This window comes from Sulfitobacter sp. SBS6, from assembly GCF_048285585.1.
Lineage (GTDB): Bacteria > Pseudomonadota > Alphaproteobacteria > Rhodobacterales > Rhodobacteraceae > Sulfitobacter > Sulfitobacter pontiacus.
Genome location: NZ_JBLWBA010000005.1, coordinates 15,933 through 40,235 on the forward strand (window position 1 = coordinate 15,933; position 24,303 = coordinate 40,235).

The window sequence follows — 24,303 nt, forward strand, 5'->3', positions numbered from 1 at the left end:
GCTTTGAGGGGCTGCAAGGGCCTTGCGTCCCGCGGCGGGGTCAACGATGGTCGCGCCATGAACCAGGGCCCCCATATTCTGCTGATTGCTGGCAGCGCCGAAGCGCATGAGATCGCCGCTGCGATGGCGGCCTCTGACGTCTGTGCACGGGCGGTGTTAAGGCGGGAGGAGCGCAGCTTTGGCCCGCTGGCCGTACCGTCCGAGATCTGGTCGCCGGGCACCGTGGATGAGATGGCAGCCTACCTGCGCGCCCAAGAGCTTACTGCGGTGCTGGACGCAGGGCACGGGTTTGACGCGGATATTTCGCAGATCGCTTTTGACGCCACCGCGCGGTTGGGGCTGCCTTATCTGCGTGTCCTGCGGCCCATGTGGGACATCGCGGCACCGGTTGAACGGGCCGCGTCGGTCGCGGCGGCGGCACGGATGATCCGACCCCAAGCACGGGTCTTTGCCGCGACGGGGCGCGGGACGGTGGAGGATTACGCCCCCTTCGCAGGCGCGCGGCTTTATCTGCGGCAGACCAACGCGCAGGCCCGAACCAAGCTGCCCCCCTTTGCCGAAGCCGTCTATGGCCAGCCGCCCTTCACTCAGGCGGCGGAGGAGGCGTTGTTTCGCGCCTTGCAGATCGATACGCTGGTTCTGCGCAACGTCGGTGGCGTGCCAAGCCGCCCCAAACTGGACGCAGCGTGCGCGATGGGTCTGCGGGTGATTGCCATCGACCGTCCGGCGGCCCCCGTCGGCGCGCAGGTTCTCGCCGCGCCGGATGCGGCGATCTGCTGGGTCGAGACGCTGACAACGGGGGGCACAGCCGGATGAGCATCGGACGGATTATCACTGGCGACGCGGATGTCGCCGAAGGGGCGGATTGGCTCGCTGCGCATGTGCCCCAGTTTGCTACCGCCTTGGCCGCGACTGGCCCTTTGCCTCTGCGATTGCGTGCGGACGGGTTTGACGCGTTGATCGGGGCGATCATCAGCCAGCAAGTCTCTGTCGCGTCGGCAAATGCCATGCGTGCCAAGATGGATGCGGCGGGACTGACCCATGAGACGGCGATACTCACCGCGGGCGAGGATGGCCTGCGCGCGGCGGGGCTGAGCCGCCAGAAAATCCGCTATGCGTTGGCCTTGGCCGAGGCCGGGATCGACTATACCGCCTTGAGGGGCGCACCGGATGCGGTGGTGATTGACACGCTGACCGCGGTGCCCGGTGTCGGGCTGTGGACGGCGCAGATCTATGCGATGTTTTCGCTAGGCCGCGCCGATATCCTGCCGCAGGGCGATCTGGCCTTGCAAGAGGCCGCGAAAATCCTGTTTGATCTGCCCCAGCGACCAAAGCCGAAGCAGCTTGCGGACATGGCGCAGGACTGGTCGCCCTGGCGATCGGTTGCAGCCCGCATCCTGTTTTCGTACTACCGCGTGGCAAAACAACGGGAAGGGATTTCATGACACGAGTACTAAACGCAGAGCGCCGCGAACCGGTCTCGGGGGAAACGCGGTCTGCCGTCGTGTTCCTGCATGGCTATGGCGCGAATGGTGCCGATCTGCTGGGGCTTGCCGACCCGTTGGGGGAACATCTGCCCGACACGCTGTTCGTGGCCCCCGATGCGCCCGAAGCCTGTGCCGGTGCGCCCATGGGGTTCCAGTGGTTCCCGATTCCCTGGATCGATAACTCCTCTGAGGAAGAAGCCGAACGCGGGATGATGCAGGCGGTCGACGACCTGAACGCCTTTCTCGATGCGCTGATGGTGGACGAAGATCTGCTGCCCGAACAGGTCGTGCTGTTTGGCTTTTCCCAAGGTACGATGATGGCGCTGCATGTCGCGCCGCGCCGCGAAGATGCTGTGGCCGGTGTTGTCGCGTTTTCGGGGCGTTTGCTGTCGCCCGAGAGCCTGAAAGACGAAGCGGTCGTGCGCCCTCCGGTCTTGCTGGTGCACGGCGACGCCGACGATGTTGTCCCGCCGCAATCCCTGCCACAGGCCGCCGAAACCTTGCAAGAGGCCGGATGGACGGACGTTTTCGCCCATATCATGAAGGGTACAGGCCACGGAATCGCCCCCGACGGGCTGAGCGTGGCGCTGGCCTTTATGCGCGACAAACTGGGTCTTTGATCCCATTCCCTGCGGGCGCATGCGCGACCCGCAGGAAGGCCCCGGCCGGATTGACCGTTTCCGTCACATGCCTGTTACGTAATCAGCTTACGCATTCTGCGACATCTTGTACCCGTTTGCGACTTGTCAGATGCAAACCACGAGATATAGTCGAAAGCATCAGCGGGGCTGTCCCGCTGGACCGGACGCGGAACGGCAAGGGGCTATCGAACAATGGACGGCGACTTTAGAACTGAATTCACCCGAAGCCCGGCAGGGCTGAAAAACAAACCGGCCCTTGTGCTGAACGCGGATTACAGGCCCTTGTCCTACTATCCGTTGTCGCTGTGGCCCTGGCAGGAAGCGGTGAAGGCCAAATGGCTGGATCGGGTGGATATCGTCGCTGAATATGACGACTATGTTCACAGCCCGTCGATGCAAATTCGCATCCCGTCGGTGGTCGTTCTCAAAGATTACGTCAAACCTCAAAAGCGCGTGGCCTTCACGCGCTTTAATTTATTTCTGAGGGACGAATTCTGCTGCCAGTATTGCGGTGCACGGGGGGATCTGACCTTTGACCACGTGGTGCCCCGTGCGGCGGGCGGTATCACAAGCTGGCAGAACGTCGTTGCGGCGTGTAGCCCGTGCAATCTGAAAAAAGGGTCCAAGGCGCTGCACCAGACCGGGTTTCAGCTGCGCAAACCACCGCGTCAGCCGCAAGCCGAGGATCTGCGCAATATGGGCCGGAAATTCCCGCCCAACTACCTGCATGATAGCTGGATGGATTTTCTTTATTGGGACGCCGAGCTTCAGGCGTGATCTAGGGCCGCGCTTGTGCGTCCGCGTTAGAGGTCAAGCTCCACCCAGACGGGCACGTGATCGGAGGGTTTCTCGCGTCCGCGTACATCCTTGTCGATCTGGCAGTCGCGCAGGCTGTCCGCGATGGCAGGGCTAAGCAGGAAATGGTCGATACGGATGCCGTTGTTGCGGTTCCACGCGCCTGCCTGATAATCCCAAAAGCTGTAATGCCCCGGTCCTTGGGTCCGTGCGCGGAACGCCTCTGTCAAGCCAAGGGCCAGCAGACGTCGCCAGGCGGCGCGGGATTCAGGGCGAAACAGCGCATCTTCACGCCAGGCATCCGGCGTTGCCGCGTCTTCGGCTTGGGGGATGATATTGAAGTCGCCGGTCAGCAGAAACGGTGTTTCCTCGGCCAAGAGTGTGCGCGCACGGTCTTCAAGACGCTGCATCCACGCCAGTTTGTAATCGTACTTCGGGCCCGGTGCGGGGTTGCCGTTGGGCAGATACAACCCACAAAGCCGAACCGAAGAATGATCGCCAACGACCGTTGCCTCGATATAGCGCGCCTGTTCGTCGCTGTCGTCCCCGGGCAGGCCACGGGTCACATCCTCAAGCGGAAGCTTTGACAGGATCGCGACGCCGTTAAAGGATTTCTGCCCGTGGGTCTCCACGTTATAGCCGCGATCCTCGAACAGCTCGCGCGGGAAGCCTTCGTCGACGGATTTGATCTCTTGCAGAATGGCGACGTCGGGCTGCGCTTCGTCGAGCCATTGGGGCAGGGCGTCGATCCGCGCTTTGATCCCGTTGATGTTGAACGTGGCGATTTTCATGGCGGCCCCCTGCATTGGTCCCCGCAGCTATCGCGCATACCGCAATATGGGGCAAGGGGGCTGCACCGGTTTGGGCATGTTTCGCCCGCGATTCGAAGGTGAGCCGACGGTGCCTACGCCGCCGCGGGGCGCTTTGCCAGCGTTCCGTTAAAATTGTCGCTATTGTGGAGAACACGGCATCGTCGCGTGGTTTCAACCGGATCAAAGACGCAGCGCATGTGGATGATTTACATTGTTAAAATGCGATCTTTTTGTCGCCTAGGTCAAAGCCCTGAGGTGGTGATTGATGAAAGGAGTGCAGCTTGAGGTTTAGTTGCCGATTTCAAAATCACGTCAAAAAGGAAAACTCATGACCGCTATTGCTTACGTCGAAACTGCTTTCCCGAATGTTCACGCCGCGACGGCATCGCTCCATCAGGGGGCGGGGACAGGGTTTTATACCACCGGCTGTATCCGTGCAGGGCAAGACCCCCATTGCGGCCACGGCACCGGGCTGTTCACCACAGGGCTACAGTCGGGACCGCAGGCAGGCGGCATGGCGACTGGGGAGCTTACCGGTTTGTTTACCACCGGCTGCTAATCCAAACACACCCTGCGCTGGAACCGGCGCAGGGGTTTCTTGCCGAAGGGGGGCCTATGTCGAATGTTATACCGCTGTCATCCGTGCGTGCGCGCAATAGCGGTCGCAAACACGCCGATACCGCCGCGATCAGCCGTATGTTTGCGGTGCAGCGACGCCGTGCGGGGGATGTGTTCTGGTTGAAGGAAAACGCGGAATGGCTGGGGATTCTGGCAAGCGCGGACATGCCTGTCACGCCAGACGCTCTGGTGCCCTATGCATCCTTCTATGACCACATCGAAGAGACGATCCGCTTTTTTCCGCAGTACTACCGCTTTTTCCTGTCCCTCGCGCTGGACCTTGAGGATCTGGGCTTGCCCGGCGACGCGGGGGAGCGGCTGGTGCATTGGGTCGCCCGTATGCGGCTGGCGGATGGGGAACTGTCTGACCTGCAACGCGCCGAAGCGCAGCGCCTACTAGCGCGTCGGATGTCCGTGCCGCGCGATGACGCCCTGCAATCCCGCTTGCGCCGGTTTTTCACGCGATCCGAAACCTTTGCGCTGCCCAACAAGAAAGCATCCTATGAGCTGGCACATATCGTTTTCTATCTTTCAGACTACGGTCAGCGCGCCCCCCAACTGCCGGCGACAGCGATCAGAAGCCTGAATTTTGCCGGTATTCTGGCGTATCTTGATCAGGATATGGATCTGCTGGCCGAGCTTTGTGTCGCGCTCCGGTTTGCAGGCGCTGCGGCACCTGCACTGTGGGAGGATGCGGTTCAGTCCGCTGCGCGTGCCTGCCGGATCGTACCGCAGCAGGGGGGCGGACCGGTGGACGGGTATCACGCCTATCTGGTGACCGGCTGGGCCGCGCAGATGTCCGGAGGGGCGGCATTTTGCCAACCGGTGCCACAAGGGGCTGTGGCCATCCGCTATACCCCGCCTAATGGGGCGCTGCAGGCGCTATCGGCGGCGCTTTTTGACATGGGAGAGACGCGGCATGCGCAGTGGTCGCTTATGCGTGGACGGGTCATGAGGGCGCTAGACCCTGAGGCGCAAGAGATACTGACCGAGGCAGAGGCGTCCTGCCCGCAATTTGAAGCGTTTTTCGCGCGGTTTGCGCGGGCACCGATCCCGGCCGTGGCTTCTATGGTGCAGCGACGGCACTAGAATGGCCTCATGCGGGCATGAGGCCAGCCTCCGGCGGGAGTTTACTTTGGCAAAATGAAGCGGGCGCGTGTATCGGGCGCCTGTTACATCGAGAAAGACGTGCCGCAGCCGCAGGCGCTGGTGGCATTGGGGTTTTCGATCACGAACCGCGCGCCGATCAGCTCTTCCGAGAAGTCGATGACGGCATTGGCAAGAAAGGGCAGGGAGATGCTGTCGACCACAACTTTCTGGCCGGCCCCTTCAAGGATCAGGTCATCGTCTTTGGGATCATCCAGCGCGATGTCATACTGAAATCCGGAGCAGCCGCCGCCCTCTACGGCGACGCGCAGGGCTTTGCCCTCTGCGGCGGCACCGATTTCGGCAAGGCGGTCAAAGGCGCGCGGGGTAACTTGGGGGGGCAGGTTCATTTTCGGGCTCCGGTGTGATCGGTTTCCATCTGTGTTGTCTTACAATATAGAAACCCGCAGGACAGGCCACAAGGACCACCGACTATGCGCGCTTCTTTTGCCTCTGATCCGGCATTAACCCGGGGACGGTTGATACCGGAAGAGGAAAGCACCTTTCGTTCCTGCTTTCAGCGGGACCGCGACCGGATCATCCACGCCAGCGCCTTCCGGCGGCTCAAGCACAAGACGCAGGTCTTTATCGAACATGAGGGCGATTACTATCGCACGCGGTTGACCCATTCGATCGAGGTGGCGCAGGTGGCGCGGACGATCGCCGGTGCGTTGGGTCTGAATGCCGAGCTGACAGAGGCGGTCGCCCTGGCCCATGATCTGGGGCATCCGCCCTTTGGTCATACGGGCGAGGACGCGCTGGAAGCCTTGATGGCCCCCTATGGCGGGTTTGACCACAACGCCCAAGCCATCCGCATCGTCACCCATCTGGAGCGGCACTACGCGGATTTCGACGGGCTGAACCTGACTTGGGACACGCTGGAGGGGTTGGCCAAACATAACGGGCCGGTGACGGGAAAGCTGCCGTGGGCACTTGCGGCCTATGAGCGTCAGCATGACCTTGAGCTGGAGACATTCGCCAGTGCCGAGGCGCAGGTAGCGGCGATTGCCGATGATGTGGCCTATAACCACCACGACCTGCATGACGGTTTGCGGGCCGAGCTGTTCTCGACGGACGAGCTGGCCGAACTGCCGATCCTGAAGCAGAATTTCGCCGACGTGGACAGGCTGTATCCCGGTCTGAACTACTATCGCCGCCGCCACGAAGCGCTGCGCCGTTTCTTTGGCGTACTGGTGGAGGACGTGATCAGCGTCGCGCGGCACCGTCTGGCCGAGATGAAGCCCGAAACCGCCACCGATATTCGCATGGCCGGGCGCACGTTGATCCAGTTCTCCGATCCGGTTTTCCAGGATCTCAAGGTCATCCGTGCCTTTCTTTTCGACCGCATGTATCGCGCGCCATCCGTGGTGATCATGCGCAAGCAGGTGACGCAGGTGGTCGAGGATCTGTTCCCCTATTTCTGCGCGCATACGGACCAATTGCCCAAGCAATGGCGCAAGGATGTAGAGGACGCGGACGGCGATACGGCGCTTGCGCGGATCGTCAGCGACTATATCTCGGGGATGACAGATCGCTTTGCTTTGCAGGAACATGAGCGGTTGATCGTTAAAGGCTGAACCGCCCTTGATTATGGGCGCATATTCAGGTGATACACGGGGCCAAGTCGAAGGAACCCCGTTATGAACCTATTTGCCGATATCCGCAGCCTCGTGCTGTCCACCCTTGATACGCTGGTTGCCGACGGGTTTCTGCCCGAGGGGCTGAGCTTTGACGCCATTACCGTAGAGCCGCCGCGCGATGCGGCGCATGGGGATATGGCGACCAATGCCGCGATGGTGCTGGCGAAACCGGCCCGTATGAAACCGCGCGATATCGCCGAGAAACTGGCCGAAAAGCTGGCCGAGGATCCACGGATCACGGCGGCGGATGTGGCGGGCCCGGGGTTCTTGAACCTGCGGCTGAGTGCTGCGGTCTGGCAGGGCGTTGTCGGTGCCGTTCTGGGGCAGGGCACAGACTTTGGCCGCGGCGATCTGGGGCAGGGCAAGCGGGTCAATGTCGAATATGTCTCGGCCAACCCGACGGGGCCGCTGCATGTAGGGCACACCCGCGGTGCGGTCTTTGGCGATGCGCTGGCGTCCTTGTTGGATTTCGCGGGTTTCGATGTCACGCGTGAATATTACATCAATGACGGCGGCGCGCAGGTCGATGTCTTGGCGCGCTCTGTCTATCTGCGCTATCTAGAGGCGCATGGCCAAGAGGTCGCCTTTCCCGAAGGCACATACCCCGGCGACTATCTGATCGATGTGGGGGCCGCGCTGAAAGACAAGGTGGGCGACGCCTATATCGACGCCGATGAATCCGTCTGGCTTGAAGAGGTGCGCAACTTTGCCACCGACGAGATGATGAAGCTGATCCGCGATGATCTCGCCTCTCTCGGGGTGGAGATGGATGTGTTTTATTCCGAAAAGTCGCTTTATGGCACGGGCCGGATCGAATCCGCGATTGATGACTTGAAAGCCAAAGGGCTGATCTATGAGGGCGTGCTTGAGCCGCCAAAAGGCAAGAAGCCCGAGGACTGGGAGCCGCGCGAGCAGACCCTGTTCAAATCCACCGCCCATGGTGATGACGTTGACCGTCCGGTGATGAAGTCCGACGGCGGCTGGACCTATTTCGCGCCCGATATCGCGTATCACTACGACAAGGTGCAGCGTGGCTTTGACATGCTGATCGACGTCTTTGGCGCGGATCACGGCGGCTATGTCAAACGGATGAAAGCCGCTGTTTCGGCGCTGTCCGAGGGGGCGGTGCCGCTCGACATCAAGCTGACGCAGCTGGTCAAGCTGTTCAAGAACGGCAAGGAATTCAAGATGTCCAAACGGGCAGGGACATTCGTCACCCTGCGCGATGTGGTTGATCAGGTGGGCCCTGACGTGACGCGTTTTGTCATGCTGACCCGCAAGAATGACGCGATGCTGGACTTTGACTTTGCCAAGGTGCTGGAACAGTCGCGCGAGAATCCGGTGTTCTACGTGCAATATGCGCATGCGCGTGTGCATTCTGTCCTGCGCAAGGCGGCAGAGGCGGGTGTCGACACGGATATGGAAACCTTGCAGCGTGCCGACCTGAGCCAGCTTGACCACGAAGCAGAGCTGAAACTGGCGCAAAAGCTGGCCGAATGGCCCCGGATGGTAGAGACCGCGGCGCGCAGCAACGAACCGCACCGGATCGCCTTTTATCTCTACGAGCTGGCGGGCGATTTCCACGGGCTGTGGAACCGCGGCAACGACGTGCCTGAACTGCGTTTCCTGCAGGATGATGCGGCCCTGTCCCAGTCAAAAATCGCGCTGGCCCAAGCCGCAGCGATTGTAATTGCGTCAGGTCTTGGTATTCTTGGGGTCAAGCCAGCGGAAGAGATGCGATAACGCACCATTGCTGGTCAGGCAGGTTCAAAAAACAGACCCGCGCGGGTGATATCTGACGCGGGCAGTGAGGCAGAAATGGCAGATTACACGTCCTCCTCCCAGGGTGGGGGGTACTCCTTTGAACATGACGCAGGGTTGGCACCGCAAGTTGCGGCCAAGCCCTTGACCAAGTTTGCAAATTTCGCGGGCGCGGCGCTTTCCATCACCTTGATCGTCGGCATCGGGGTCTGGGGCTACAAGCTGCTGGTGCGCGATGTTACCGGCATTCCGGTGGTGCGTGCGGCCCAGGGCGATATGCGCGTGCGGCCCGAAAATCCGGGCGGCCAACTGGCGGATAATCAGGGTCTGTCGGTCAATGCTGTGGCCTCTGAAGGGACGGCGAACCAATTCGCGGAACAGCTGATTTTGGCCCCGAAGCCACTGGATTTGGAAGAAGAAGACCAGCCCATCCCCGTCGCGATGGTTGCACCTGCGCAACAGGCACCAACGCAATCTTCGCCTGCGGCTGACGTGGCAGAGGCGTTGAAAAACGGCGATGTGGACGATCTTGTCGCCTCTCTCACCGATGGGGTGGAACCACTGGAAGACGAAGAAGACGGCACCGCCCTGCCAGAGCCGATGAACGCAAGTGCCACGATGGATGTCGATCCGCTTGAGATGGCGGTGTCGAACGCGGTGGCCGTTGCCATGGGCGAAGAGCCGGGCGTGCGCGCCTCCTTGCGCCCTCAAACGCGCCCCGGTGGCCGTGCCGTTGCGACCAAAGCGTCGTTTGAACCTGCACCGGTCGCCGCCGCCGAAGTGAAAGAGCTTTCGCCCGACAGCCTGCCCACCGGTACGCGTCTGGTGCAGCTTGGCGCATTTGATTCACCGCAGATCGCACGGGCGCAATGGGTCCGTCTGAACGCGCGTTTCGGGGCCTATATGGAAGGCAAGGACCGCATCATCCAAGAGGCCAGCAGCGGCGGGCGCACCTTCTACCGTTTGCGCGCGCATGGGTTCTCGGATATCGCGGATGCGCGACGCTTCTGTTCGGCGTTGGTTGCTGAAAACACCGACTGCATTCCCGTCGTTACACGCTGATGCGATACGGGGCGACGATACTGGACGCGTCGGGGCTTCGGCTGACGGCGCAGGAAAAGGCGTTGTTTCGCGCCGTAAAGCCCTTTGGGTTCATTCTCTTTGCGCGCAATATCGACACGCCGGATCAGGTCCGCGCGCTGTGTGATGAGCTGCGCGAGGCGGCGGGCCACGAGGCTGTGATCACCGTGGATCAAGAAGGCGGGCGGGTGCAGCGTTTGCGCGCACCACATTGGCGCGACTGGACGGCACCGCTGGACTTCGTGCAGGCGGCAGGCCCCAACGCGGCAGAGGCGATGTATCTGCGCTTTCGACTGATCGCGGACGAGCTGCACCGCGTGGGCATCGACAGCAATTGCGCGCCCATGGTCGATGTCGCCGGGGCGCAAACCCACGCATTTTTACGCAACCGCTGTTACGGCACGACGCCCGATACGGTGGCAGCATTGGGCCGTGCGGCGGCAAACGGCATGCTGGCGGGGGGCGTCTTGCCCGTGGTCAAACATATGCCCGGACATGGGCGCGCCACGATGGATAGTCATTTTGACTTGCCGCAGGTTGATGCGCCGCGCGCCGCGTTGGACACGCATGATTTCGCCCCGTTCAAGGTGTTGAACGACCTGCCGATGGGAATGACGGCGCATTTGGTCTATGACGCGATTGATCCGCGCCCTGCCACGCTGTCGCCCGTGATGATGCGGTTGATCCGCGAGGATATCGGCTTTGATAACCTGATCATGACGGATGACATCTCGATGAAAGCACTGTCGGGCGAGGTGGATGACATCGCCGCCGGTGCCTTGGCCGCAGGCTGTGATGTGGTGCTGTATTGCAACGCCACGCTTGAGGATCGCACCCGGGTTGCCGATGCTGCCGGAGAGATGTCCGAGGCTGCGCAAACACGGGCCGCGCACGCCCTTGCCATGCGCCGGATGCCTGATGATGTTGACATTCCTGCCCTGACTGCGAAGCTCGACAGGCTTTTGGGCGGGACGGTATATGGCTGAAACGCAGTTGGACGACGGGCAAACGAAAGTTGCTGAACGGCTCGCGGCCGAGGCGCTGATCGTGGATGTCGACGGGTTCGAGGGCCCGTTGGACCTGTTGCTGACCCTCAGCCGCACCCAGAAGGTCGACCTGCGCAAAATCTCGGTGCTGCAACTGGCACGCCAATATCTGATGTTCGTGGACAAGGCCAAGGCGCTGCGGCTTGAGCTTGCGGCGGATTATCTGGTCATGGCTGCGTGGCTCGCGTTTTTGAAATCCCGTCTGCTGCTGCCGCCTGATCCGCAGGACGATGGCCCCTCGGGCGAGGAACTGGCCGCGCATCTGGCGTTCCAGCTGGAACGTCTGCAAGCGATGCGCGACGTGGCGGCCCAGTTGATGGCCCGTGACCAGTTGGGGCGCGATTTCTTTGCCCGCGGCCAGACGCAGGAAATGCGCCAGACCCGCCGCGTGACCTATACCGCGACCTTGCTGGACCTGATGCAGGGCTACGCGCGTATCCGCACGCGCGACGATTTCCGCCCCTTCGTGATGGACCGTGACAAGGTCTTTACGATGGAGCAGGCGCTGGAACGCATGCGCGGCTTGATTGGCTTTTCTGGCGACTGGTCTGACCTGACCAGCTACATGCCCGACGGATGGGGCGAAGAACCGGCAATGCGCCGCTCGGCCACGGCATCGACGTTTGCGGCATCGCTTGAATTGGTAAAGGAAGGGCATCTGGAAATTCGCCAAGAGGGCGTGTTTGCCCCGATCCAGTTGCGCAAGAAGGATATCTGACGTGGCCGAACCCGTTGAACAAACAGAAGAAAGCCTGTTCGAGGCCCCGCCATTGGCCGAACAGGAGCGCATGATCGAAGCGATCCTTTTCGCCACCGCAGAGCCGATGACCCTGCGCGAGATCGCGGCGCGTCTGCCGCATGGCTGTGACCCTGCCGAAGCGATGGTGCATCTGCGCAAACGCTACACCGGCCGCGGTGTGGAGCTGTGCCGCATCGGGGATGCCTACGCCATGCGCACGGCGGCGGATCTGGGGTATCTCATGCAACACGAAACGGTCGAGACGCGCAAACTGTCGCGCGCCGCGATCGAGACCTTGGCGATCATCGCCTACCACCAGCCCGCCACCCGCGCCGAGATCGAAGAGATCCGCGGCGTATCCGTATCGCGCGGCACGCTGGATCAGCTGCTTGAGCTGGACTGGATTCGCTTTGGCCGCCGCAAAATGACCCCCGGTCGTCCGGTGACCTTTGTCGTAACACAGGAATTTCTAGCCCACTTCGGTCTGGAAAGCCCCCGCGACCTGCCGGGCCTGAAAGAGCTCCGCTCTGCCGGATTGCTGGAAAGCCGCCCCGCCTTTGGCGAGATGCCCGGTGTCGACAGCGAAGAAGAGCCAGAAGCGACCGAAGGCCAGAGCGAGCTGTTCGAGGATTAATCCCGCAGGTGGCCTGAAAATCGCCGCAATAGGTGCTATATTGGCCTCAGACACAGTTTAACGCGCGGTAAGGAGGTCAGGACATGAACCAGATAATTAATATGATTATGCGTCGCGTGATGGGGCGTTTGATCAACAAAGGCGTTGATATCGGCTTTGATCAGGCGTCAAAGCTGGGCAAGGGGCGTCGGGCGTCAGTGGACCGTGACGGCAATCCTGTCCAACCAAGCGCCGAGGAAATGGCCCGTCGTGACAAAAGCAGCCGCGAGCAGGGCAAACAGGCGCGCAATATGGTCAAGAACATGCGCAAGCTGACGCGTTTCTAACGCGCGTGATCAGACGCTGCGAAGCTTAGCGCGGCGCGCTGAAATGCTTGCTGAGCTTGAGACCCTGACCCTGATAGTTCGACGCGATGCCCGACCCGTAAAGCTGGGTCGGTACGTCGGTCATTTTCTCATAGACCAACCGTCCGACGACCTGACCATGTTCCAGCACAAAAGGGGCCTCGTGGCAGCGCACTTCAAGCACGCCCCGTGATCCCGCACCCCCTGCGGAGGCATGGCCGAAACCGGGGTCAAAGAAACCTGCGTAATGCACCCGGAATTCGCCCACCATCGCCAGATAGGGGGCCATCTCTGCGGCGTATTCGGGCGGGATGGTTACAGCTTCGCGGCTGACCAGAATGTAGAACGCACCGGGGTCGAGGATGATCTGACCGTTGTCGCTGTGCACCTCTTCCCAGTATTGCGCGGGATCATAATGGCCGATCTTGTCCAGATCGATCACACCCGTATGCGGCTTGGCGCGGTAGCCGACCAGCGTGGTGTCAGGCAGGCGCAGATCAACCGAGAATCCCAGACCATCATCGATCACGGCCTCGCCATCCACCAGCGGGCTGTCGGCGTGCAATGCGCGCAGCGCGGCATCGTCAAGCGTGGCGGCACCGGCGGAAAAACGGATCTGGTTCAGCCGCATGCCCGGACGCACGAGCACCGAAAAAGACCGCGGACAAATCTCTGCGTAAAGCGGGCCGGTATAGCCCGGCGCGATGCGATCAAATTCGGTCCCGCCGTCGGTGATGGTGCGCGTGAGCAGGTCCAGCCGCCCGGTGGAGCTTTTGGCATTGGCCGCCGCAGAGGTGCCTTGGGGCAGGGCGAGGCTTTCCATCAGCGGGACAACGTAGACGCAGCCCTTTTCCAGCACCGCCCCATTCGTCAGGTCGACGCGGTGCATCTCGAACTCTTCCAGACGGTCGGCGACCTTGGCCCCATGCCCGGCAAGAAATGACGCACGCACGCGGTAAGCCATTGTTCCGAGACGAAGATCTAGGCTCGCAGGCTGGATCTGGGCGCTGTCGACAGGCGGTGTGCCGATGATCTGACCCGAAGCGATCATGTCGGTGATATGCTGGTTGGGAACTACGCCGATCATATCCGGGCCTTTCAAATGCAAACACCCGCACCCATTAGGGTACGGGCGTTTGTTGTATGTCGGTTGGTCGGGCTAGCAGGACTCGAACCTGCGACCTTCCGTCCCCCAGACGGACGCGCTACCAGGCTGCGCCATAGCCCGACATGAGGCGTTTCATACCTGATAAAACCGTGCGTGCAAGGGGGAATTGTCGCAAATCGCACGCGCGGCTTAGACTTTTGTGCCGCGGACCACATCGGCCCGAATGGAATCGCGCAGTTCGCCCAAACGGTTAAGCAAAGGCGCGATATCGCGGGCCGAATCCTCGGGCAGATCGCGGCACAGCAATGCCGCAGAAAGCACAGAGGGTTTGGCGGGGAAGTCTTCTTCTGCCGTCAGAGCCGGCAGATCAATGATACGCGGCTTGGGGCCTGAAACAACAGGGGCTTCCGGTGCCACGTTGACCTCTGGCGCTTCGACGTCTCGCGTTTCGGCGGTGCTGTCTTCCGGCGCTGCCTCTGGCGTGCTGTCGATGGTCGGCGCGGGCGCGTCCTGATCCGGGGCGCGTGTTTGCACTGCGGCAGGGGCGTCGTCCGGTGTGTTATCGCTTGGCGGCACCGGTGCGTCGGTCATCGGGTGGCGCAGGAAGCCGGGCAGGGTTGCTTCGTCCTCCGCAGGGGTATCGGCGGGGGCGACGGTTGTCTCCTCCGGCTCCGGCTCTGTCGCGTCGAGGGTCGGTTCGTCGACAGATAGTGGCGTGGTATCCTCGGCCGACACCTCGGGCTTCGAAGCGGCTTCTGCGTGTGTTTCGGGCGCTTCGACAGGGGCTGGCTTAGCCGCTTTGCTCGCGCGTTGCTCGAACGGGAGGACAACACCCTCGTGGGTCTGTTCTGCGTCTTCTTGCATCGGCGCGGGGGTCATGTCGATGGTGTCGCCACCGGCATCCAGATCATCCTGCGTGACCCCGTCAAGAGTCGCGGACAGGGCTGCGACATGGCCCATGCCTTCTTCACGCAATACCTTCTGGACACCTTTGATCGTCAGCCCGTCTTCATGCAGCAAGCGTTTGATACCGCCAAGCAGCAGCATATCGTTGGGGCGATAATATCGCCGCCCGCCTGCGCGTTTGATCGGTTTGACTTGCGTGAACTTGCTTTCCCAGAAACGCAGCACATGCGCCTGAATTTCAAGCCATTCTGCAACTTCGGAGATGGTTCTGAATGCGTCCGGAGACTTGGGCATTAGGTTATCGCTTGTTCCCGTCTGCAACCCGGTCCTTCATCAGATGGGACGGGCGGAATGTGAGCACGCGGCGCGGGTTAATCGGGACCTCTTCGCCGGTTTTGGGGTTCCGGCCAACGCGGGCCGACTTGTCGCGCACCGAGAAAGTGCCGAAAGATGAAATCTTGACCTGTTCGCCTTTGACCAGCGCATCGGACATATGTTCAAGCACCGCTTCGACCAGCTGTGCGCTTTCATTGCGGGAAAGACCTACTTCACGAAAGACTGCTTCACTCAAATCCATCCGGGTCAACGTTTTGTCGGCCATATCTTCCCCCCATGTGTTTTAAGCAGCATAGGCTGTGATTTTTCCGCAAGTCAACAACTATGGGGCGTAACGTGCTGTTCGCGCGAAGAAAAGCCGCTTACCAGCGCAGAACGATCGCGCCCCAGGCCAGCCCGCCGCCGATCGCCTCGGTGACCAGCAGGTCGCCTTTCTTGATCTGGCCACGCTCTTGCCCGACGGAAAGGGCCAGCGGAATCGACGCGGCAGAGGTGTTGCCGTGGTCTTGAACCGTCACGACGACGTTATCCATCGACAGGTTCAGCTTTTTGGCAGTGCCTTGAATAATACGGATATTCGCCTGATGCGGGACGATCCAGTCGACGTCCTCGGCGCTGACGCCGGCACGGTCCATCGCTGTGTTTGCCGACGCGGCGAGCTTTTCAACCGCGTGACGGAAGACCTGATTCCCCTGCATGCGCAGATAGCCGGTCGTGCCCGTGCTGATGCCACCGTCGACATAGAGCAAGTCTTTGTAGCGCCCGTCCGAATTCAGATCGGTGGACAGGATACCGCGGTCGGCTGCGGTGCCGTCGCCGTCTTGCGCTTCAAGCAGGATCGCGCCCGCACCGTCACCGAACAACACGCTGGTGCTGCGGTCGGTCCAGTCCATGATTTTCGAGAAGGTTTCGGAGCCGATGACCAGCACGCGGTCAGCCTGACCCGAGACGATCAGCGCGTTGGCATTGGCCAGCGCATAGACAAAGCCCGCGCACACAGCCTGTACATCAAAGGCAAAGCCGCGCTCCATCTCAAGCTGCGCCTGCACCATCGTTGCGGCAGAGGGGAAAGTCAGATCGGGGGTAGAGGTGGCGACAATCACCGCATCCACATCGGCGGCTGTCTTGCCCGCGTCGGCCAATGCGGCCTTGGCGGCAGCGGTGGCCATGGTCGACGTGGTTTCGCCTTCGCCGACAAAGTGACGCCGTTCAATGCCAGAGCGTGACCGGATCCATTCGTCACTGGTGTCGATCTTGCCTTCAAACTCTGCGTTTTCGACAATGCGTTCCGGAAGGTAGTGTCCGGCACCAATTACGACGGCTCTTTTTGTCATTCTTCGGTCTCTTTCGTCGGCTTTGCTGCGGCAACACGCGCAGCCAACCGATTTGTAAATTCACTTTCCGCTAATCGCGCGGCCAGTTTGATCGCCGAGGAAACCCCCGTCGCGTCAGCGGCACCGTGGGATTTAACGACCGTGCCGTTCAACCCCAAAAACACACCACCGTTCACACGGCGCGGGTCAAACCGTTTGCTGACGCGGCGCAGCGAGGTATAGGCCAGCAGCGATGCCGCGCGGGACCAGATCGAATTCTTGAACGCTTGGCGCAGGCCATTGCCGATCAGCGTCGCGGTGCCTTCACCGGTCTTGATCGCAATATTACCTGTAAATCCATCGGTGACGATCACATCTGCGACATCACCCGAGATATCGCCGCCTTCGACGAAACCGACAAATTCAAAGCCCGCGTCATCCGCGGCGTCGCGAATCAACTCGTGCGCTTCTTTCAGCTCGGTCCGGCCCTTGTGTTCTTCGGTGCCGACATTCAGCAACCCGATGCGCGGGCGTTCGATGTCCATGCCGTTGCGGGCGTAGGATTTGCCCATCAGCGCATAGCGCAACAGGTCATCGGCATCCGCACGCACATCCGCACCCACATCCAGCAGAACGTTAAAGCCCTGAGGGTTGGTAGAGGGATAGAGCACAGCGATGGCAGGGCGGTTCACACCCGGCAGCTTTTTCAGGCGGATCATCGACAGCGCCATCAGCGCGCCGGTGTTCCCGCAGCTGACCGCGACCGAGGCTTCGTTATCGCGCACGGATTCGATGGCGGACCACATCGATGTGTCCTTGCCATTGCGCACGACATTACTGGGCTTGTCATCCATTGTGACAACCCCTTGGGCATCCCGAATGGTGCAGCGCCCTTTCAGTTCGGGCCGCTTTGCCACCAGCGGTTCCAGCGTTTCGGCAGGGCCGTGCAGGATAAAGCTGATATCGGGATTTTTTAGCGCGGACGCAGAGCACCCGGCAACAACGATTGCCGGGCCCTGATCGCCCCCCATCGCATCAACTGAGATAAGGGTGCGCTGAGTTCTCGCGCTAGGCTGATCGGACGTGGCCGTCATCTGGTGCGATGCCTCTTATGAACTGCGGTTGACGTGACGAGCTTACGCCGCGTCTTCGTCGAGGTCGATCTCTTCGTTCAGAGAAACAACTTCGTTGTCGTCATAGTGACCGCATGCTGCGCAAACGTGGTGCGGGCGCTTCAGCTCACCACAGTTGGAGCATTCGTTCGGGTTCGCTGCAGTCAGCGAATCGTGTGCGCGGCGGTTGTTGCGACGCGATTTGGAAACTTTATTCTGTTGGACAGCCATGTCTGGTGCCTTTGCCTTCGGGGTCGTTCATCGGCTTCCTGCCAAAGACGACCGTGTTTCAGATCAACTCCCGGTTTGGGCGTGACGTGCGTTTAGGCCGAAGCCTATCCGATGTCCAACCTTAATTGGGGTGAAGGGCGCAAAATACTGCGAAAACCCGCCGAAGCAACCCTTTTTTCACCCAAACCGGCAGGGTTATTCGGTGGTATCGTCCTTAAGCTGGTTCTTGAGGCCGGCCAGCCCCGCAAAGGGGCGGGCGTCTTCGTCGGTCATCGGGGTGTCGCCGGGTTTGGTATAGACCGCTTGCCCCAGTTCGGCCCCATCGGCGCGGGGATATTCGGGAATCTCAAGCGCCAGCGCTTCGATCATGATGGCCGCGGGATCGATCCACGCGCCAAGCGGTTCGGTGCGATCATCCTCCGGCATCTCGACCTCGGCTTCTTCGGGTTCTTCGTAATCCTGCACGAAAAGCCGTGTGACATCGACGTCGATCCGCGTCTGTACCGGCTCCAGCGTCACCACGCAGGGCTGCACCACAGTGGCCCCCAGACGCGCCTTGAGTTCCCAATCGCTGCGACCAAGCGCTTTGAGACGCCCCTCGAATGAAAGTTTACGTAATGCTGAAAGATCAAGTTCTTCTGCGATCATCCGCAAGCTGTCGGCGTCGGGACGCAGGGAGAAAGGGGTTTGCGCATTCTGCGACAGCTCTGCGACGCGCAATGCTGTGGGGCTTGGGGGCGTGCGAGACATGTTAGGGGTACTTTCGTTTCTTGAACCATGGGGCGTGCTTAGTGTATGCGAGATAAAAGCCATGATCCCCAAGGGCAAGAGGGCACCAAGAATGCGTATCGACCGCCATGTCAAAAAGACACTGCTGACCGCCACAGTTCTCGCTGCTGGTCTGACGCTTGGGGCCTGCTCCCCGCAATACTCCAACCACGGCTATATCCCGCCGCAAGAGGATCTTGAGAAGATCACCGTGGGCCAAGACACACGCGACACCGTGGCCGAAACCGTGGGCGTGCCCGCGTCGGCAGGGTTGCTGACCAATTCGGGGTATTACTATGTGCGGTCGCGCCGTCAGGCGATGTGGTTCATGGCCCCGCGCGAGACAGAGCGCGAAGTTGTCGCTGTCAGCTTTGACAGCAACGGGGTGGTGCAGAACGTCGAACGTTTCGGGCTGGAGCGTGGCAATGTCGTCACCCTTGACCGCCGCGTCACCAGTTCGCCGATCTCGGATAAATCCTTTATCCGCCAGCTTCTGGGCAACATTGGCCGCTTGAACCCTGCGGCGCTAGCTGGCTAGGGCAGGCCCGTGACGGTGCCGGAGGGTGCTGTGATCAAGCCGCTTTTACGCGGTCCGTACCGCGCCTATTGTGCCACCACAGCCGAGGATATCGAGGCCGCGCAAGCCTTGCGCGCGCGGGCCTTTGGGCTGGTTCAGCCGCGCGATATCGATGGGTTTGATGCGCAAAAACATCATATACTCGTGCGGCATCAAGGCAGCGGTGACCTGCTGTGCTGCTATCGGATCGGGCTGATGGAGGGCGCGTCGCTGGATCAAAGCTATGCCGCGCAATTCTACGATCTGACCAAGCTTACATGTTTCCCCGGCGCGATGATGGAACTGGGGCGGTTCTGTCTGGCCCCGGGAGTCACAGACCCGGATGTCGTGCGCATGGCCTGGGCCGCGCTGGCGCAGTTTGTGGACGCCCATAGGGTCGCGTTGCTCTTTGGGTGCACCTCCTTCAAGGGCACAAATCCGGCACCCTATAGCGATGTCATGGCGCTTTTGCACAGCCGCCACCTTGCGCCACTGCAATGGCAGCCGCAGGTCAAGGCCCCCGATACGGTGGGCTTTGTGGAACGGACGTTGGACAAACCGGCCGAGAAAGCAGCGCTACAAATGCTGCCGCCGCTGCTGCGAAGCTATCTGATGATGGGGGGCTGGGTGAGCGATCATGCGGTGATCGACCATCAGATGAACACGCTGCATGTGTTTACCGGCCTTGAAATCGCGGCGATCCCCGAGGGGCGTAAGCGCCTGCTGCGCGGTGCCGCCTAAGAGTTTCATGCCTTCGGCGAGGATTTTAGCCCATTTGGAAGAGGGGTCATTGACGCTGACGCGGCGCGGCGCTAGCTGGCTGTCATGGCACGCGCACCCCTTTTACAAGTTAACGAGATCTCGCTGACATTCGGCGGAGATCCCGTATTCGAAGACATGTCCCTTGTGGTTCAATCCGGCGACCGACTGGCGCTGGTGGGCCGGAACGGGTCAGGTAAATCCACTTTGATGAAGGTCATGGCCGGATTGGTCGAGGCCGACAGCGGCGATGTGATCGTCGGGCCCGGCGTTTCGGTAGGCTATATGGAGCAGGACCCGGATCTGACCGGATTCGAGACTTTGGGCGACTTCGCGGCCCATGGCCTGGACCCGTCCGAGATGTACAAGGTCGAACGCGCCGGAGAAGGGTTGAAATTTGACCCCGCGCGCCCTGTCAGCACCGCGTCGGGTGGGGAACGTCGCCGCGCGGCATTGGCGCGTCTGATGGCCTCCGAGCCCGAGCTGATGTTGCTGGACGAGCCGACGAACCACCTGGATATCGAAGCGATCCGCTGGCTTGAATACGAGCTGAAAGCGACGCGGGCCGCTTTTGTGATTATCTCTCACGATAGGGCGTTCCTGCGCGAATTGACCCGTGCGACGCTCTGGGTCGACCGCGGTGTTGTGCGCAGGCAGGACATCGGCTTTGGCGGGTTTGAAGCCTGGCGCGACCAGATGTGGGAAGAAGAGGACATGCAGCGCCACAAGCTGAACCGCAAGATCAAGGCGGAGGCACGGTGGGCTGTCGAAGGCATTTCGGCGCGGCGCAAGCGCAACCAGGGCCGCGTGCGCGCCCTGCAAGACCTGCGGGCCGAACGCGCCAGCCAGATCAAACGTCAGGGCACCGCTGCCATGGCGCTGGAAGCGGGGCCAAAATCCGGCCGCAAGGTGGTCGAGGCTATGGGCATCACCAAGGCCTTTGGCGACAAGACGATTCTACGCCCCTTCGACATCACGATCCAGCGCGGTGATCGGATCGCCCTGGTCGGGCCGAATGGTGTGGGCAAGACGACGTTGCTGAATATGCTGATCGGGAAAGAACAGCCCGACGGGGGCGAGATCAAACAGGGTACCAATCTTGAGATCGCGCTGTTCGACCAGGCGCGCGCGCAGCTTGATGGCGATATGTCGCTGTGGGACAGTCTGACCGGCGATCCGGAAATGCGTGTATCGGGCAAGGCGGACCAGATTCTGGTGCGCGGGCAGCCGAAACACGTGGTTGGGTACCTGAAAGAATTCCTGTTCGACGAGGGGCAGGCCCGTGCGCCCGTGCGGTCCTTGTCGGGGGGTGAAAAGGCGCGATTGCTGCTGGCCAAGATTATGGCGCGCTCCAGCAACCTCTTGGTGCTTGATGAACCGACCAACGATCTGGATGTCGAAACCCTTGATCTGATGCAGGAGCTGCTGTCGACCTATGACGGCACTGTGCTGCTGGTCAGCCACGACCGTGACTTCCTTGACCGTGTTGCCGCGACCACCATCGCGATGGAAGGCGACGGCAAGGCCACCGTCTATGCGGGCGGGTGGACGGATTATCTGGCGCAGCGCCAGCAGGATGATTTTGACCAAAGCGTCGTCGCCAAATCAAAGCCCGGCGCGAAATCCGAAAAGCCCAAAGCGGCGCAGCAATCGGGCCTGAGCTTTACCGAAAAGCACCGGCTTGAGGCGCTGCCCGCCGAGATTGCGCGACTGGAAGCCGAAATTGCGAAACTGGAAGAGTTGATGAGCGATCCGACGCTCTATTCCGACAATCCGGTGAAATTCCAGAAAGCGACCGATGCCTTGGTCGAGCGGAATGAAAAGCTGCAGGATGCAGAGGCCGAGTGGCTGATGCTGGAAGAAAAAGCCGAAAGCTGAAGGGGGCAGGGCGACCCGCCCCCCCCCCTCATACGGCGGGAGACTTAGCCCAGTTGTACCAGCGCGTGGCGTTTCTTGCCCGCGCTAAGCTTGATCGGTGTGGCCAGCGTGGCAGCATCGACCATCAGGCCTGCGTCTGTCAGCGGTTCGTCATTATAGCGGGCACCGTTTTCGGTGATCAGACGCTTTGCCTCTTTGCCCGAACCGGCCAGACCGGATTTCACGATCAACTGCACGATAGAGATGCCGTCGCCGATATCCGCCGCGGTCAGCGTCAGGGTGGGTAGGTCATCGCCGACGCCGCCTTTTTCGAACACTTCGCGTGCCGTGGCTTCGGCATTCTTTGCGGCTTCGGCACCGTGCAGCAGGGTCGTGACCTCGTTCGCCAGAATGATCTTGGCCGCGTTGATATCGGAGCCTTCCAGCGCGCCCAGACGGTCGCATTCCTCGACCGGTAGTTCGGTGAAGATCTTGAGAAACTTGCCCGTATCCGCATCGGTGGTGTTGCGCCAGAACTGCCAGAACTCGTAAGGCGACAGCATGTCCCCGTTCAGCCAGATCGCGCCGCCCTGGGATTTGCCCATTTTGCGGCCGTCGCTGGTGGTGAGCAAAGGCGTGGTGAGGCCGAAAATCTCTTGATCCAGCACGCGGCGGGTCAGGTCGATCCCGTTGACGATATTACCCCATTGATCCGAGCCGCCCATCTGCAGCAGGCAGCCATAGCGGCGGTTGAGTTCAAGGAAGTCATAGGCCTGCAAGATCATGTAGTTGAATTCGAGGAAGGACAGCGACTGTTCCCGATCAAGACGGGATTTGACGCTTTCGAACGACAGCATCCGGTTCACGCTGAAATGCCGCCCGATGTCGCGCAGGAATGCGAGGTAGTTCAGATTGTCTAGCCATTCGGCGTTGTTCAGCATGATCGCGTCGCTGTCGCCGTCACCGTAGGACAGGTATTTCTCGAACACCTGCTGCATGCCGGCGATATTGGCGTCGATGGCGGCATTGTCGAGCAGGGGGCGTTCATCCGACCGGAAGGACGGGTCGCCCACTTTGGTGGTGCCGCCGCCCATTAGGGTGATCGGTTTGCCGCCGCATTTCTGCAACCAGCGCAGCACCATGATATTCATCAGATGCCCCACATGAAGGGATTTCGCTGTCGCGTCATAGCCGATATAGGCAGGCACAGCCCCGTTCATCAGCGCGTCATCAAGGCCCTGATAGTCCGTACAATCGGCGAGAAAGCCGCGCTCCATCATGATGCGGATGAAATCGGATTTGGGGTGGTATGTCATGGTGCTTGCCCTCAGCTTGGGTGGTGGTGCACTCTATAGGTGCTGAGCAGACAAAGGAAAAGGCCATGAATAAGGCCCAAGGGGCAAGAACCCCGACACGGATCGCGAAAACAGGCCCGTTGCGGGCCGCAGGCGCGATGAGCGGCACCTCGCTCGACGGTGTGGACGTTGCGGTGATCGAGACGGACGGCCGCGATATCATGGGCTTCGGCACGTCGAGCTACCGCAGCTATTCAGCCGAGGAACGCCGCACCATCGCGGCCGGTTTCGGCAAATGGTCAGGGCCAGAGGTGGCGGCGGCGACGCAGGTGGTTGAGGCCGCGCATATAGATGCCCTTGGCGCGTATACCGATGTCGATCTGATAGGCTTTCACGGACAGACGCTGGCCCATGCGCCGCGCATGCAGGGGACGTTGCAGGTGGGCGACGGTGCCGCGCTGGCAGATCATCTGGGGCTGCCCGTCGTGTGGGATTTCCGCAGCGCCGATGTGCATCTGGGCGGAGAGGGCGCACCGCTCGCGCCGTTTTTTCACCACGCCTGCGCCCGCTATGCCGGGCTGACGGGGCCGGTGGCCTTTTTGAATCTTGGCGGGGTGGGGAACCTGACCTGGGTGGATCCGGCGATCCCCTTGCCCGAGGCGGAGGGGGCGCTGCTGGCCTTTGACACGGGGCCTGCCAATGCGCCCATCAACGATCTGATGCAGGCGCGTCTGGGGCTGCCTTTTGACGAGGGCGGCAAGACCGCGTCGCGCGGGCAGGTAGAGACCGGCGCGCTTGAGCTGTTTCTGGCCGAGCCCTATTTCGCACGGATGCCCCCCAAGTCGCTGGACCGGAATGATTTTGACGAGATGGTCGCGCTGGTGACCGAACTGTCGGACGCAGATGCCGCCGCGACGCTGACGGCGATGTGTGCCGCTGGCGTGGCCGAAGCAATGCAGCATTGTCCGCGTTTGCCCGATCGTGTGCTGGTAACCGGGGGCGGGCGGCACAACCCTGTGTTGATGAAGATGCTCAGCGTCAGTCTGGATTGTCCGGTCATGCCGATAGAAGAGATCGGGCTGGACGGTGATATGCTGGAGGCGCAGGCCTTCGGATATCTTGCCGTGCGGGTGGCGCGCGGGCTGCCGACCTCTTGCCCCGGCACCACGGGGGTGCGGGCTGCGGTCGGGGGCGGCACCGTGAGCATGCCGACAGAGGCGATCAGCGTTTAGAATAAGGCCCTTTGATGGGTTTTGCGCCAGCGTATCGTCACCCCTGTGACCTGCGTTTTTCGCTGGACAGGACGTGTCGTGGCCTGA

At 61.2% G+C, this 24,303-nt stretch carries 27 protein-coding genes and 1 tRNA gene; 17 read left to right on the forward strand and 11 right to left on the reverse strand.

Translation table 11 applies throughout. From position 1 onward, the window contains the following. Positions 1–57 precede the first annotated feature (57 nt). The 4 genes from ACNQ62_RS03440 to ACNQ62_RS03455 all read left to right on the forward strand — a co-directional run bounded on the left by ACNQ62_RS03440 (position 58) and on the right by ACNQ62_RS03455 (position 2,905). Positions 58–816: a precorrin-6A/cobalt-precorrin-6A reductase gene (locus ACNQ62_RS03440; RefSeq protein ID WP_418094218.1), complete on the forward strand. Its 759-nt coding sequence runs from the start codon at positions 58–60 to the stop codon at positions 814–816. Next, positions 813–1,445 carry a DNA-3-methyladenine glycosylase family protein gene (locus tag ACNQ62_RS03445; RefSeq protein ID WP_289081035.1) on the forward strand — a complete coding sequence of 211 codons (633 nt, stop codon included), beginning with the start codon at positions 813–815 and terminating at the stop codon, positions 1,443–1,445. Before ACNQ62_RS03440 ends, ACNQ62_RS03445 begins: the two co-directional genes overlap by 4 nt. Beyond that, on the forward strand, positions 1,442–2,107 hold the full coding sequence (locus ACNQ62_RS03450; RefSeq protein ID WP_005853810.1) for an alpha/beta hydrolase: 666 nt from the start codon (positions 1,442–1,444) through the stop codon (positions 2,105–2,107). The genes ACNQ62_RS03445 and ACNQ62_RS03450 overlap by 4 nt, the downstream gene beginning before the upstream one ends. Positions 2,108–2,320: 213 nt before the next feature. After that, positions 2,321–2,905: an HNH endonuclease gene (locus tag ACNQ62_RS03455; protein WP_005853809.1), complete on the forward strand. Its 585-nt coding sequence runs from the start codon at positions 2,321–2,323 to the stop codon at positions 2,903–2,905. A gap of 26 nt (positions 2,906–2,931) precedes the next feature. Here the strand turns inward: ACNQ62_RS03455 and xth are convergent, their stop codons facing one another. Next, positions 2,932–3,714 carry an exodeoxyribonuclease III gene (gene xth / locus ACNQ62_RS03460; RefSeq protein ID WP_243250331.1) on the reverse strand — a complete coding sequence of 261 codons (783 nt, stop codon included), beginning with the start codon at positions 3,712–3,714 and terminating at the stop codon, positions 2,932–2,934. Between the two features lie 349 nt (positions 3,715–4,063). On the opposite strand from xth, the gene ACNQ62_RS03465 reads away from it, so the two are divergent. Both ACNQ62_RS03465 and ACNQ62_RS03470 read left to right on the forward strand, forming a co-directional pair. Continuing rightward, entirely contained in the window at positions 4,064–4,294 is a 231-nt protein-coding gene (locus ACNQ62_RS03465) for a hypothetical protein (RefSeq protein ID WP_418094219.1), read from the forward strand. A gap of 56 nt (positions 4,295–4,350) precedes the next feature. Next, positions 4,351–5,442, forward strand: coding sequence for a DUF6902 family protein (locus tag ACNQ62_RS03470; RefSeq protein WP_418094220.1), 1,092 nt, complete (start codon positions 4,351–4,353; stop codon positions 5,440–5,442). An 83-nt stretch (positions 5,443–5,525) separates the two neighbouring features. Here ACNQ62_RS03470 and ACNQ62_RS03475 read toward each other — a convergent pair whose 3' ends face one another. Beyond that, complete coding sequence (locus tag ACNQ62_RS03475) at positions 5,526–5,849, reverse strand: HesB/IscA family protein (protein ID WP_009824761.1); 324 nt, start codon at positions 5,847–5,849, stop codon at positions 5,526–5,528. An 84-nt stretch (positions 5,850–5,933) separates the two neighbouring features. Here ACNQ62_RS03475 and ACNQ62_RS03480 point away from each other — a divergent pair, with 84 nt between their 5' ends. The 7 genes from ACNQ62_RS03480 to ACNQ62_RS03510 all read left to right on the forward strand — a co-directional run bounded on the left by ACNQ62_RS03480 (position 5,934) and on the right by ACNQ62_RS03510 (position 12,725). Beyond that, positions 5,934–7,076 carry a deoxyguanosinetriphosphate triphosphohydrolase gene (locus ACNQ62_RS03480; RefSeq protein ID WP_418094221.1) on the forward strand — a complete coding sequence of 381 codons (1,143 nt, stop codon included), beginning with the start codon at positions 5,934–5,936 and terminating at the stop codon, positions 7,074–7,076. Between the two features lie 63 nt (positions 7,077–7,139). Next, complete coding sequence (gene argS, locus ACNQ62_RS03485) at positions 7,140–8,882, forward strand: arginine--tRNA ligase (RefSeq protein WP_418094222.1); 1,743 nt, start codon at positions 7,140–7,142, stop codon at positions 8,880–8,882. 75 nt (positions 8,883–8,957) lie between these two features. Beyond that, complete coding sequence (locus ACNQ62_RS03490) at positions 8,958–9,962, forward strand: SPOR domain-containing protein (protein WP_081858804.1); 1,005 nt, start codon at positions 8,958–8,960, stop codon at positions 9,960–9,962. Continuing rightward, positions 9,962–10,966 (forward strand): beta-N-acetylhexosaminidase, encoded by a 1,005-nt coding sequence (gene nagZ / locus ACNQ62_RS03495; protein ID WP_418094223.1) that lies wholly within the window; start codon positions 9,962–9,964, stop codon positions 10,964–10,966. Before ACNQ62_RS03490 ends, nagZ begins: the two co-directional genes overlap by 1 nt. Further along, on the forward strand, positions 10,959–11,744 hold the full coding sequence (locus ACNQ62_RS03500; protein WP_418094224.1) for a segregation and condensation protein A: 786 nt from the start codon (positions 10,959–10,961) through the stop codon (positions 11,742–11,744). The genes nagZ and ACNQ62_RS03500 overlap by 8 nt, the downstream gene beginning before the upstream one ends. Before the next feature lies 1 nt (position 11,745). Next, positions 11,746–12,399, forward strand: a complete 654-nt coding sequence (gene scpB / locus ACNQ62_RS03505; protein ID WP_005853798.1) for an SMC-Scp complex subunit ScpB — start codon at positions 11,746–11,748, stop codon at positions 12,397–12,399. Between the two features lie 83 nt (positions 12,400–12,482). Continuing rightward, entirely contained in the window at positions 12,483–12,725 is a 243-nt protein-coding gene (locus ACNQ62_RS03510) for a hypothetical protein (RefSeq protein ID WP_005853797.1), read from the forward strand. Between the two features lie 25 nt (positions 12,726–12,750). Here the strand turns inward: ACNQ62_RS03510 and ACNQ62_RS03515 are convergent, their stop codons facing one another. The 8 genes from ACNQ62_RS03515 to ACNQ62_RS03550 form a co-directional block, all read right to left on the reverse strand. Next, entirely contained in the window at positions 12,751–13,830 is a 1,080-nt protein-coding gene (locus ACNQ62_RS03515) for a 2'-deoxycytidine 5'-triphosphate deaminase (protein ID WP_418094225.1), read from the reverse strand. Between the two features lie 64 nt (positions 13,831–13,894). Further along, a tRNA-Pro gene (locus tag ACNQ62_RS03520) sits at positions 13,895–13,971 on the reverse strand. A 69-nt stretch (positions 13,972–14,040) separates the two neighbouring features. After that, complete coding sequence (locus ACNQ62_RS03525; RefSeq protein ID WP_418094226.1) at positions 14,041–15,051, reverse strand: MerR family transcriptional regulator; 1,011 nt, start codon at positions 15,049–15,051, stop codon at positions 14,041–14,043. Positions 15,052–15,055: 4 nt separating this feature from the next. After that, the gene (ihfA, locus tag ACNQ62_RS03530; RefSeq protein WP_005853794.1) at positions 15,056–15,358 is read right to left on the reverse strand and encodes an integration host factor subunit alpha; all 303 of its coding nucleotides are present in this window, start codon (positions 15,356–15,358) and stop codon (positions 15,056–15,058) included. A gap of 97 nt (positions 15,359–15,455) precedes the next feature. Further along, positions 15,456–16,427: a beta-ketoacyl-ACP synthase III gene (locus tag ACNQ62_RS03535; RefSeq protein ID WP_037944395.1), complete on the reverse strand. Its 972-nt coding sequence runs from the start codon at positions 16,425–16,427 to the stop codon at positions 15,456–15,458. Then, positions 16,424–17,500: a phosphate acyltransferase PlsX gene (plsX, locus tag ACNQ62_RS03540; protein WP_037944394.1), complete on the reverse strand. Its 1,077-nt coding sequence runs from the start codon at positions 17,498–17,500 to the stop codon at positions 16,424–16,426. The genes ACNQ62_RS03535 and plsX overlap by 4 nt, the downstream gene beginning before the upstream one ends. A gap of 42 nt (positions 17,501–17,542) precedes the next feature. Continuing rightward, positions 17,543–17,749: a 50S ribosomal protein L32 gene (rpmF, locus tag ACNQ62_RS03545; RefSeq protein ID WP_005853791.1), complete on the reverse strand. Its 207-nt coding sequence runs from the start codon at positions 17,747–17,749 to the stop codon at positions 17,543–17,545. 195 nt (positions 17,750–17,944) lie between these two features. Continuing rightward, entirely contained in the window at positions 17,945–18,499 is a 555-nt protein-coding gene (locus tag ACNQ62_RS03550; protein ID WP_074634824.1) for a YceD family protein, read from the reverse strand. Positions 18,500–18,590: 91 nt separating this feature from the next. Between ACNQ62_RS03550 and ACNQ62_RS03555 the strand changes: the two genes are divergently transcribed. From ACNQ62_RS03555 to ACNQ62_RS03565, 3 genes are all read left to right on the forward strand, one after another. Beyond that, positions 18,591–19,055: an outer membrane protein assembly factor BamE gene (locus ACNQ62_RS03555; RefSeq protein ID WP_037944392.1), complete on the forward strand. Its 465-nt coding sequence runs from the start codon at positions 18,591–18,593 to the stop codon at positions 19,053–19,055. A gap of 30 nt (positions 19,056–19,085) precedes the next feature. Next, entirely contained in the window at positions 19,086–19,814 is a 729-nt protein-coding gene (locus tag ACNQ62_RS03560; protein WP_418094227.1) for a GNAT family N-acetyltransferase, read from the forward strand. A gap of 84 nt (positions 19,815–19,898) precedes the next feature. Beyond that, positions 19,899–21,710 (forward strand): ABC-F family ATP-binding cassette domain-containing protein, encoded by a 1,812-nt coding sequence (locus ACNQ62_RS03565; RefSeq protein ID WP_418094228.1) that lies wholly within the window; start codon positions 19,899–19,901, stop codon positions 21,708–21,710. 44 nt (positions 21,711–21,754) lie between these two features. Here the strand turns inward: ACNQ62_RS03565 and tyrS are convergent, their stop codons facing one another. Further along, on the reverse strand, positions 21,755–23,005 hold the full coding sequence (gene tyrS, locus ACNQ62_RS03570) for a tyrosine--tRNA ligase (RefSeq protein WP_418094229.1): 1,251 nt from the start codon (positions 23,003–23,005) through the stop codon (positions 21,755–21,757). Positions 23,006–23,070: 65 nt separating this feature from the next. On the opposite strand from tyrS, the gene ACNQ62_RS03575 reads away from it, so the two are divergent. Next, positions 23,071–24,216, forward strand: a complete 1,146-nt coding sequence (locus ACNQ62_RS03575; protein ID WP_288959963.1) for an anhydro-N-acetylmuramic acid kinase — start codon at positions 23,071–23,073, stop codon at positions 24,214–24,216. The last annotated feature ends 87 nt before the right edge of the window (positions 24,217–24,303 follow it).

Excerpts from the sequence above, each read along its gene's own strand:
- nagZ (WP_418094223.1), top strand. The coding sequence starts at position 9,962 with ATGCGATACGGGGCGACGATACTGGACGCGTCGGGGCTTCGGCTGACG.
- ACNQ62_RS03455 (WP_005853809.1), top strand. The coding sequence starts at position 2,321 with ATGGACGGCGACTTTAGAACTGAATTCACCCGAAGCCCGGCAGGGCTG.
- ACNQ62_RS03480 (WP_418094221.1), top strand. The coding sequence starts at position 5,934 with ATGCGCGCTTCTTTTGCCTCTGATCCGGCATTAACCCGGGGACGGTTG.
- ACNQ62_RS03465 (WP_418094219.1), top strand. The coding sequence starts at position 4,064 with ATGACCGCTATTGCTTACGTCGAAACTGCTTTCCCGAATGTTCACGCC.
- rpmF (WP_005853791.1), bottom strand. The coding sequence starts at position 17,749 with ATGGCTGTCCAACAGAATAAAGTTTCCAAATCGCGTCGCAACAACCGC.
- ACNQ62_RS03470 (WP_418094220.1), top strand. The coding sequence starts at position 4,351 with ATGTCGAATGTTATACCGCTGTCATCCGTGCGTGCGCGCAATAGCGGT.
- ACNQ62_RS03450 (WP_005853810.1), top strand. The coding sequence starts at position 1,442 with ATGACACGAGTACTAAACGCAGAGCGCCGCGAACCGGTCTCGGGGGAA.
- ACNQ62_RS03475 (WP_009824761.1), bottom strand. The coding sequence starts at position 5,849 with ATGAACCTGCCCCCCCAAGTTACCCCGCGCGCCTTTGACCGCCTTGCC.
- xth (WP_243250331.1), bottom strand. The coding sequence starts at position 3,714 with ATGAAAATCGCCACGTTCAACATCAACGGGATCAAAGCGCGGATCGAC.
- ihfA (WP_005853794.1), bottom strand. The coding sequence starts at position 15,358 with ATGGCCGACAAAACGTTGACCCGGATGGATTTGAGTGAAGCAGTCTTT.
- plsX (WP_037944394.1), bottom strand. The coding sequence starts at position 17,500 with ATGACGGCCACGTCCGATCAGCCTAGCGCGAGAACTCAGCGCACCCTT.
- tyrS (WP_418094229.1), bottom strand. The coding sequence starts at position 23,005 with ATGACATACCACCCCAAATCCGATTTCATCCGCATCATGATGGAGCGC.
- ACNQ62_RS03510 (WP_005853797.1), top strand. The coding sequence starts at position 12,483 with ATGAACCAGATAATTAATATGATTATGCGTCGCGTGATGGGGCGTTTG.
- ACNQ62_RS03565 (WP_418094228.1), top strand. The coding sequence starts at position 19,899 with ATGGCACGCGCACCCCTTTTACAAGTTAACGAGATCTCGCTGACATTC.
- ACNQ62_RS03555 (WP_037944392.1), top strand. The coding sequence starts at position 18,591 with ATGCGTATCGACCGCCATGTCAAAAAGACACTGCTGACCGCCACAGTT.
- ACNQ62_RS03490 (WP_081858804.1), top strand. The coding sequence starts at position 8,958 with ATGGCAGATTACACGTCCTCCTCCCAGGGTGGGGGGTACTCCTTTGAA.
- ACNQ62_RS03515 (WP_418094225.1), bottom strand. The coding sequence starts at position 13,830 with ATGATCGGCGTAGTTCCCAACCAGCATATCACCGACATGATCGCTTCG.
- ACNQ62_RS03500 (WP_418094224.1), top strand. The coding sequence starts at position 10,959 with ATGGCTGAAACGCAGTTGGACGACGGGCAAACGAAAGTTGCTGAACGG.
- ACNQ62_RS03535 (WP_037944395.1), bottom strand. The coding sequence starts at position 16,427 with ATGACAAAAAGAGCCGTCGTAATTGGTGCCGGACACTACCTTCCGGAA.
- ACNQ62_RS03440 (WP_418094218.1), top strand. The coding sequence starts at position 58 with ATGAACCAGGGCCCCCATATTCTGCTGATTGCTGGCAGCGCCGAAGCG.
- ACNQ62_RS03550 (WP_074634824.1), bottom strand. The coding sequence starts at position 18,499 with ATGTCTCGCACGCCCCCAAGCCCCACAGCATTGCGCGTCGCAGAGCTG.
- ACNQ62_RS03445 (WP_289081035.1), top strand. The coding sequence starts at position 813 with ATGAGCATCGGACGGATTATCACTGGCGACGCGGATGTCGCCGAAGGG.
- ACNQ62_RS03525 (WP_418094226.1), bottom strand. The coding sequence starts at position 15,051 with ATGCCCAAGTCTCCGGACGCATTCAGAACCATCTCCGAAGTTGCAGAA.
- ACNQ62_RS03575 (WP_288959963.1), top strand. The coding sequence starts at position 23,071 with ATGAATAAGGCCCAAGGGGCAAGAACCCCGACACGGATCGCGAAAACA.
- argS (WP_418094222.1), top strand. The coding sequence starts at position 7,140 with ATGAACCTATTTGCCGATATCCGCAGCCTCGTGCTGTCCACCCTTGAT.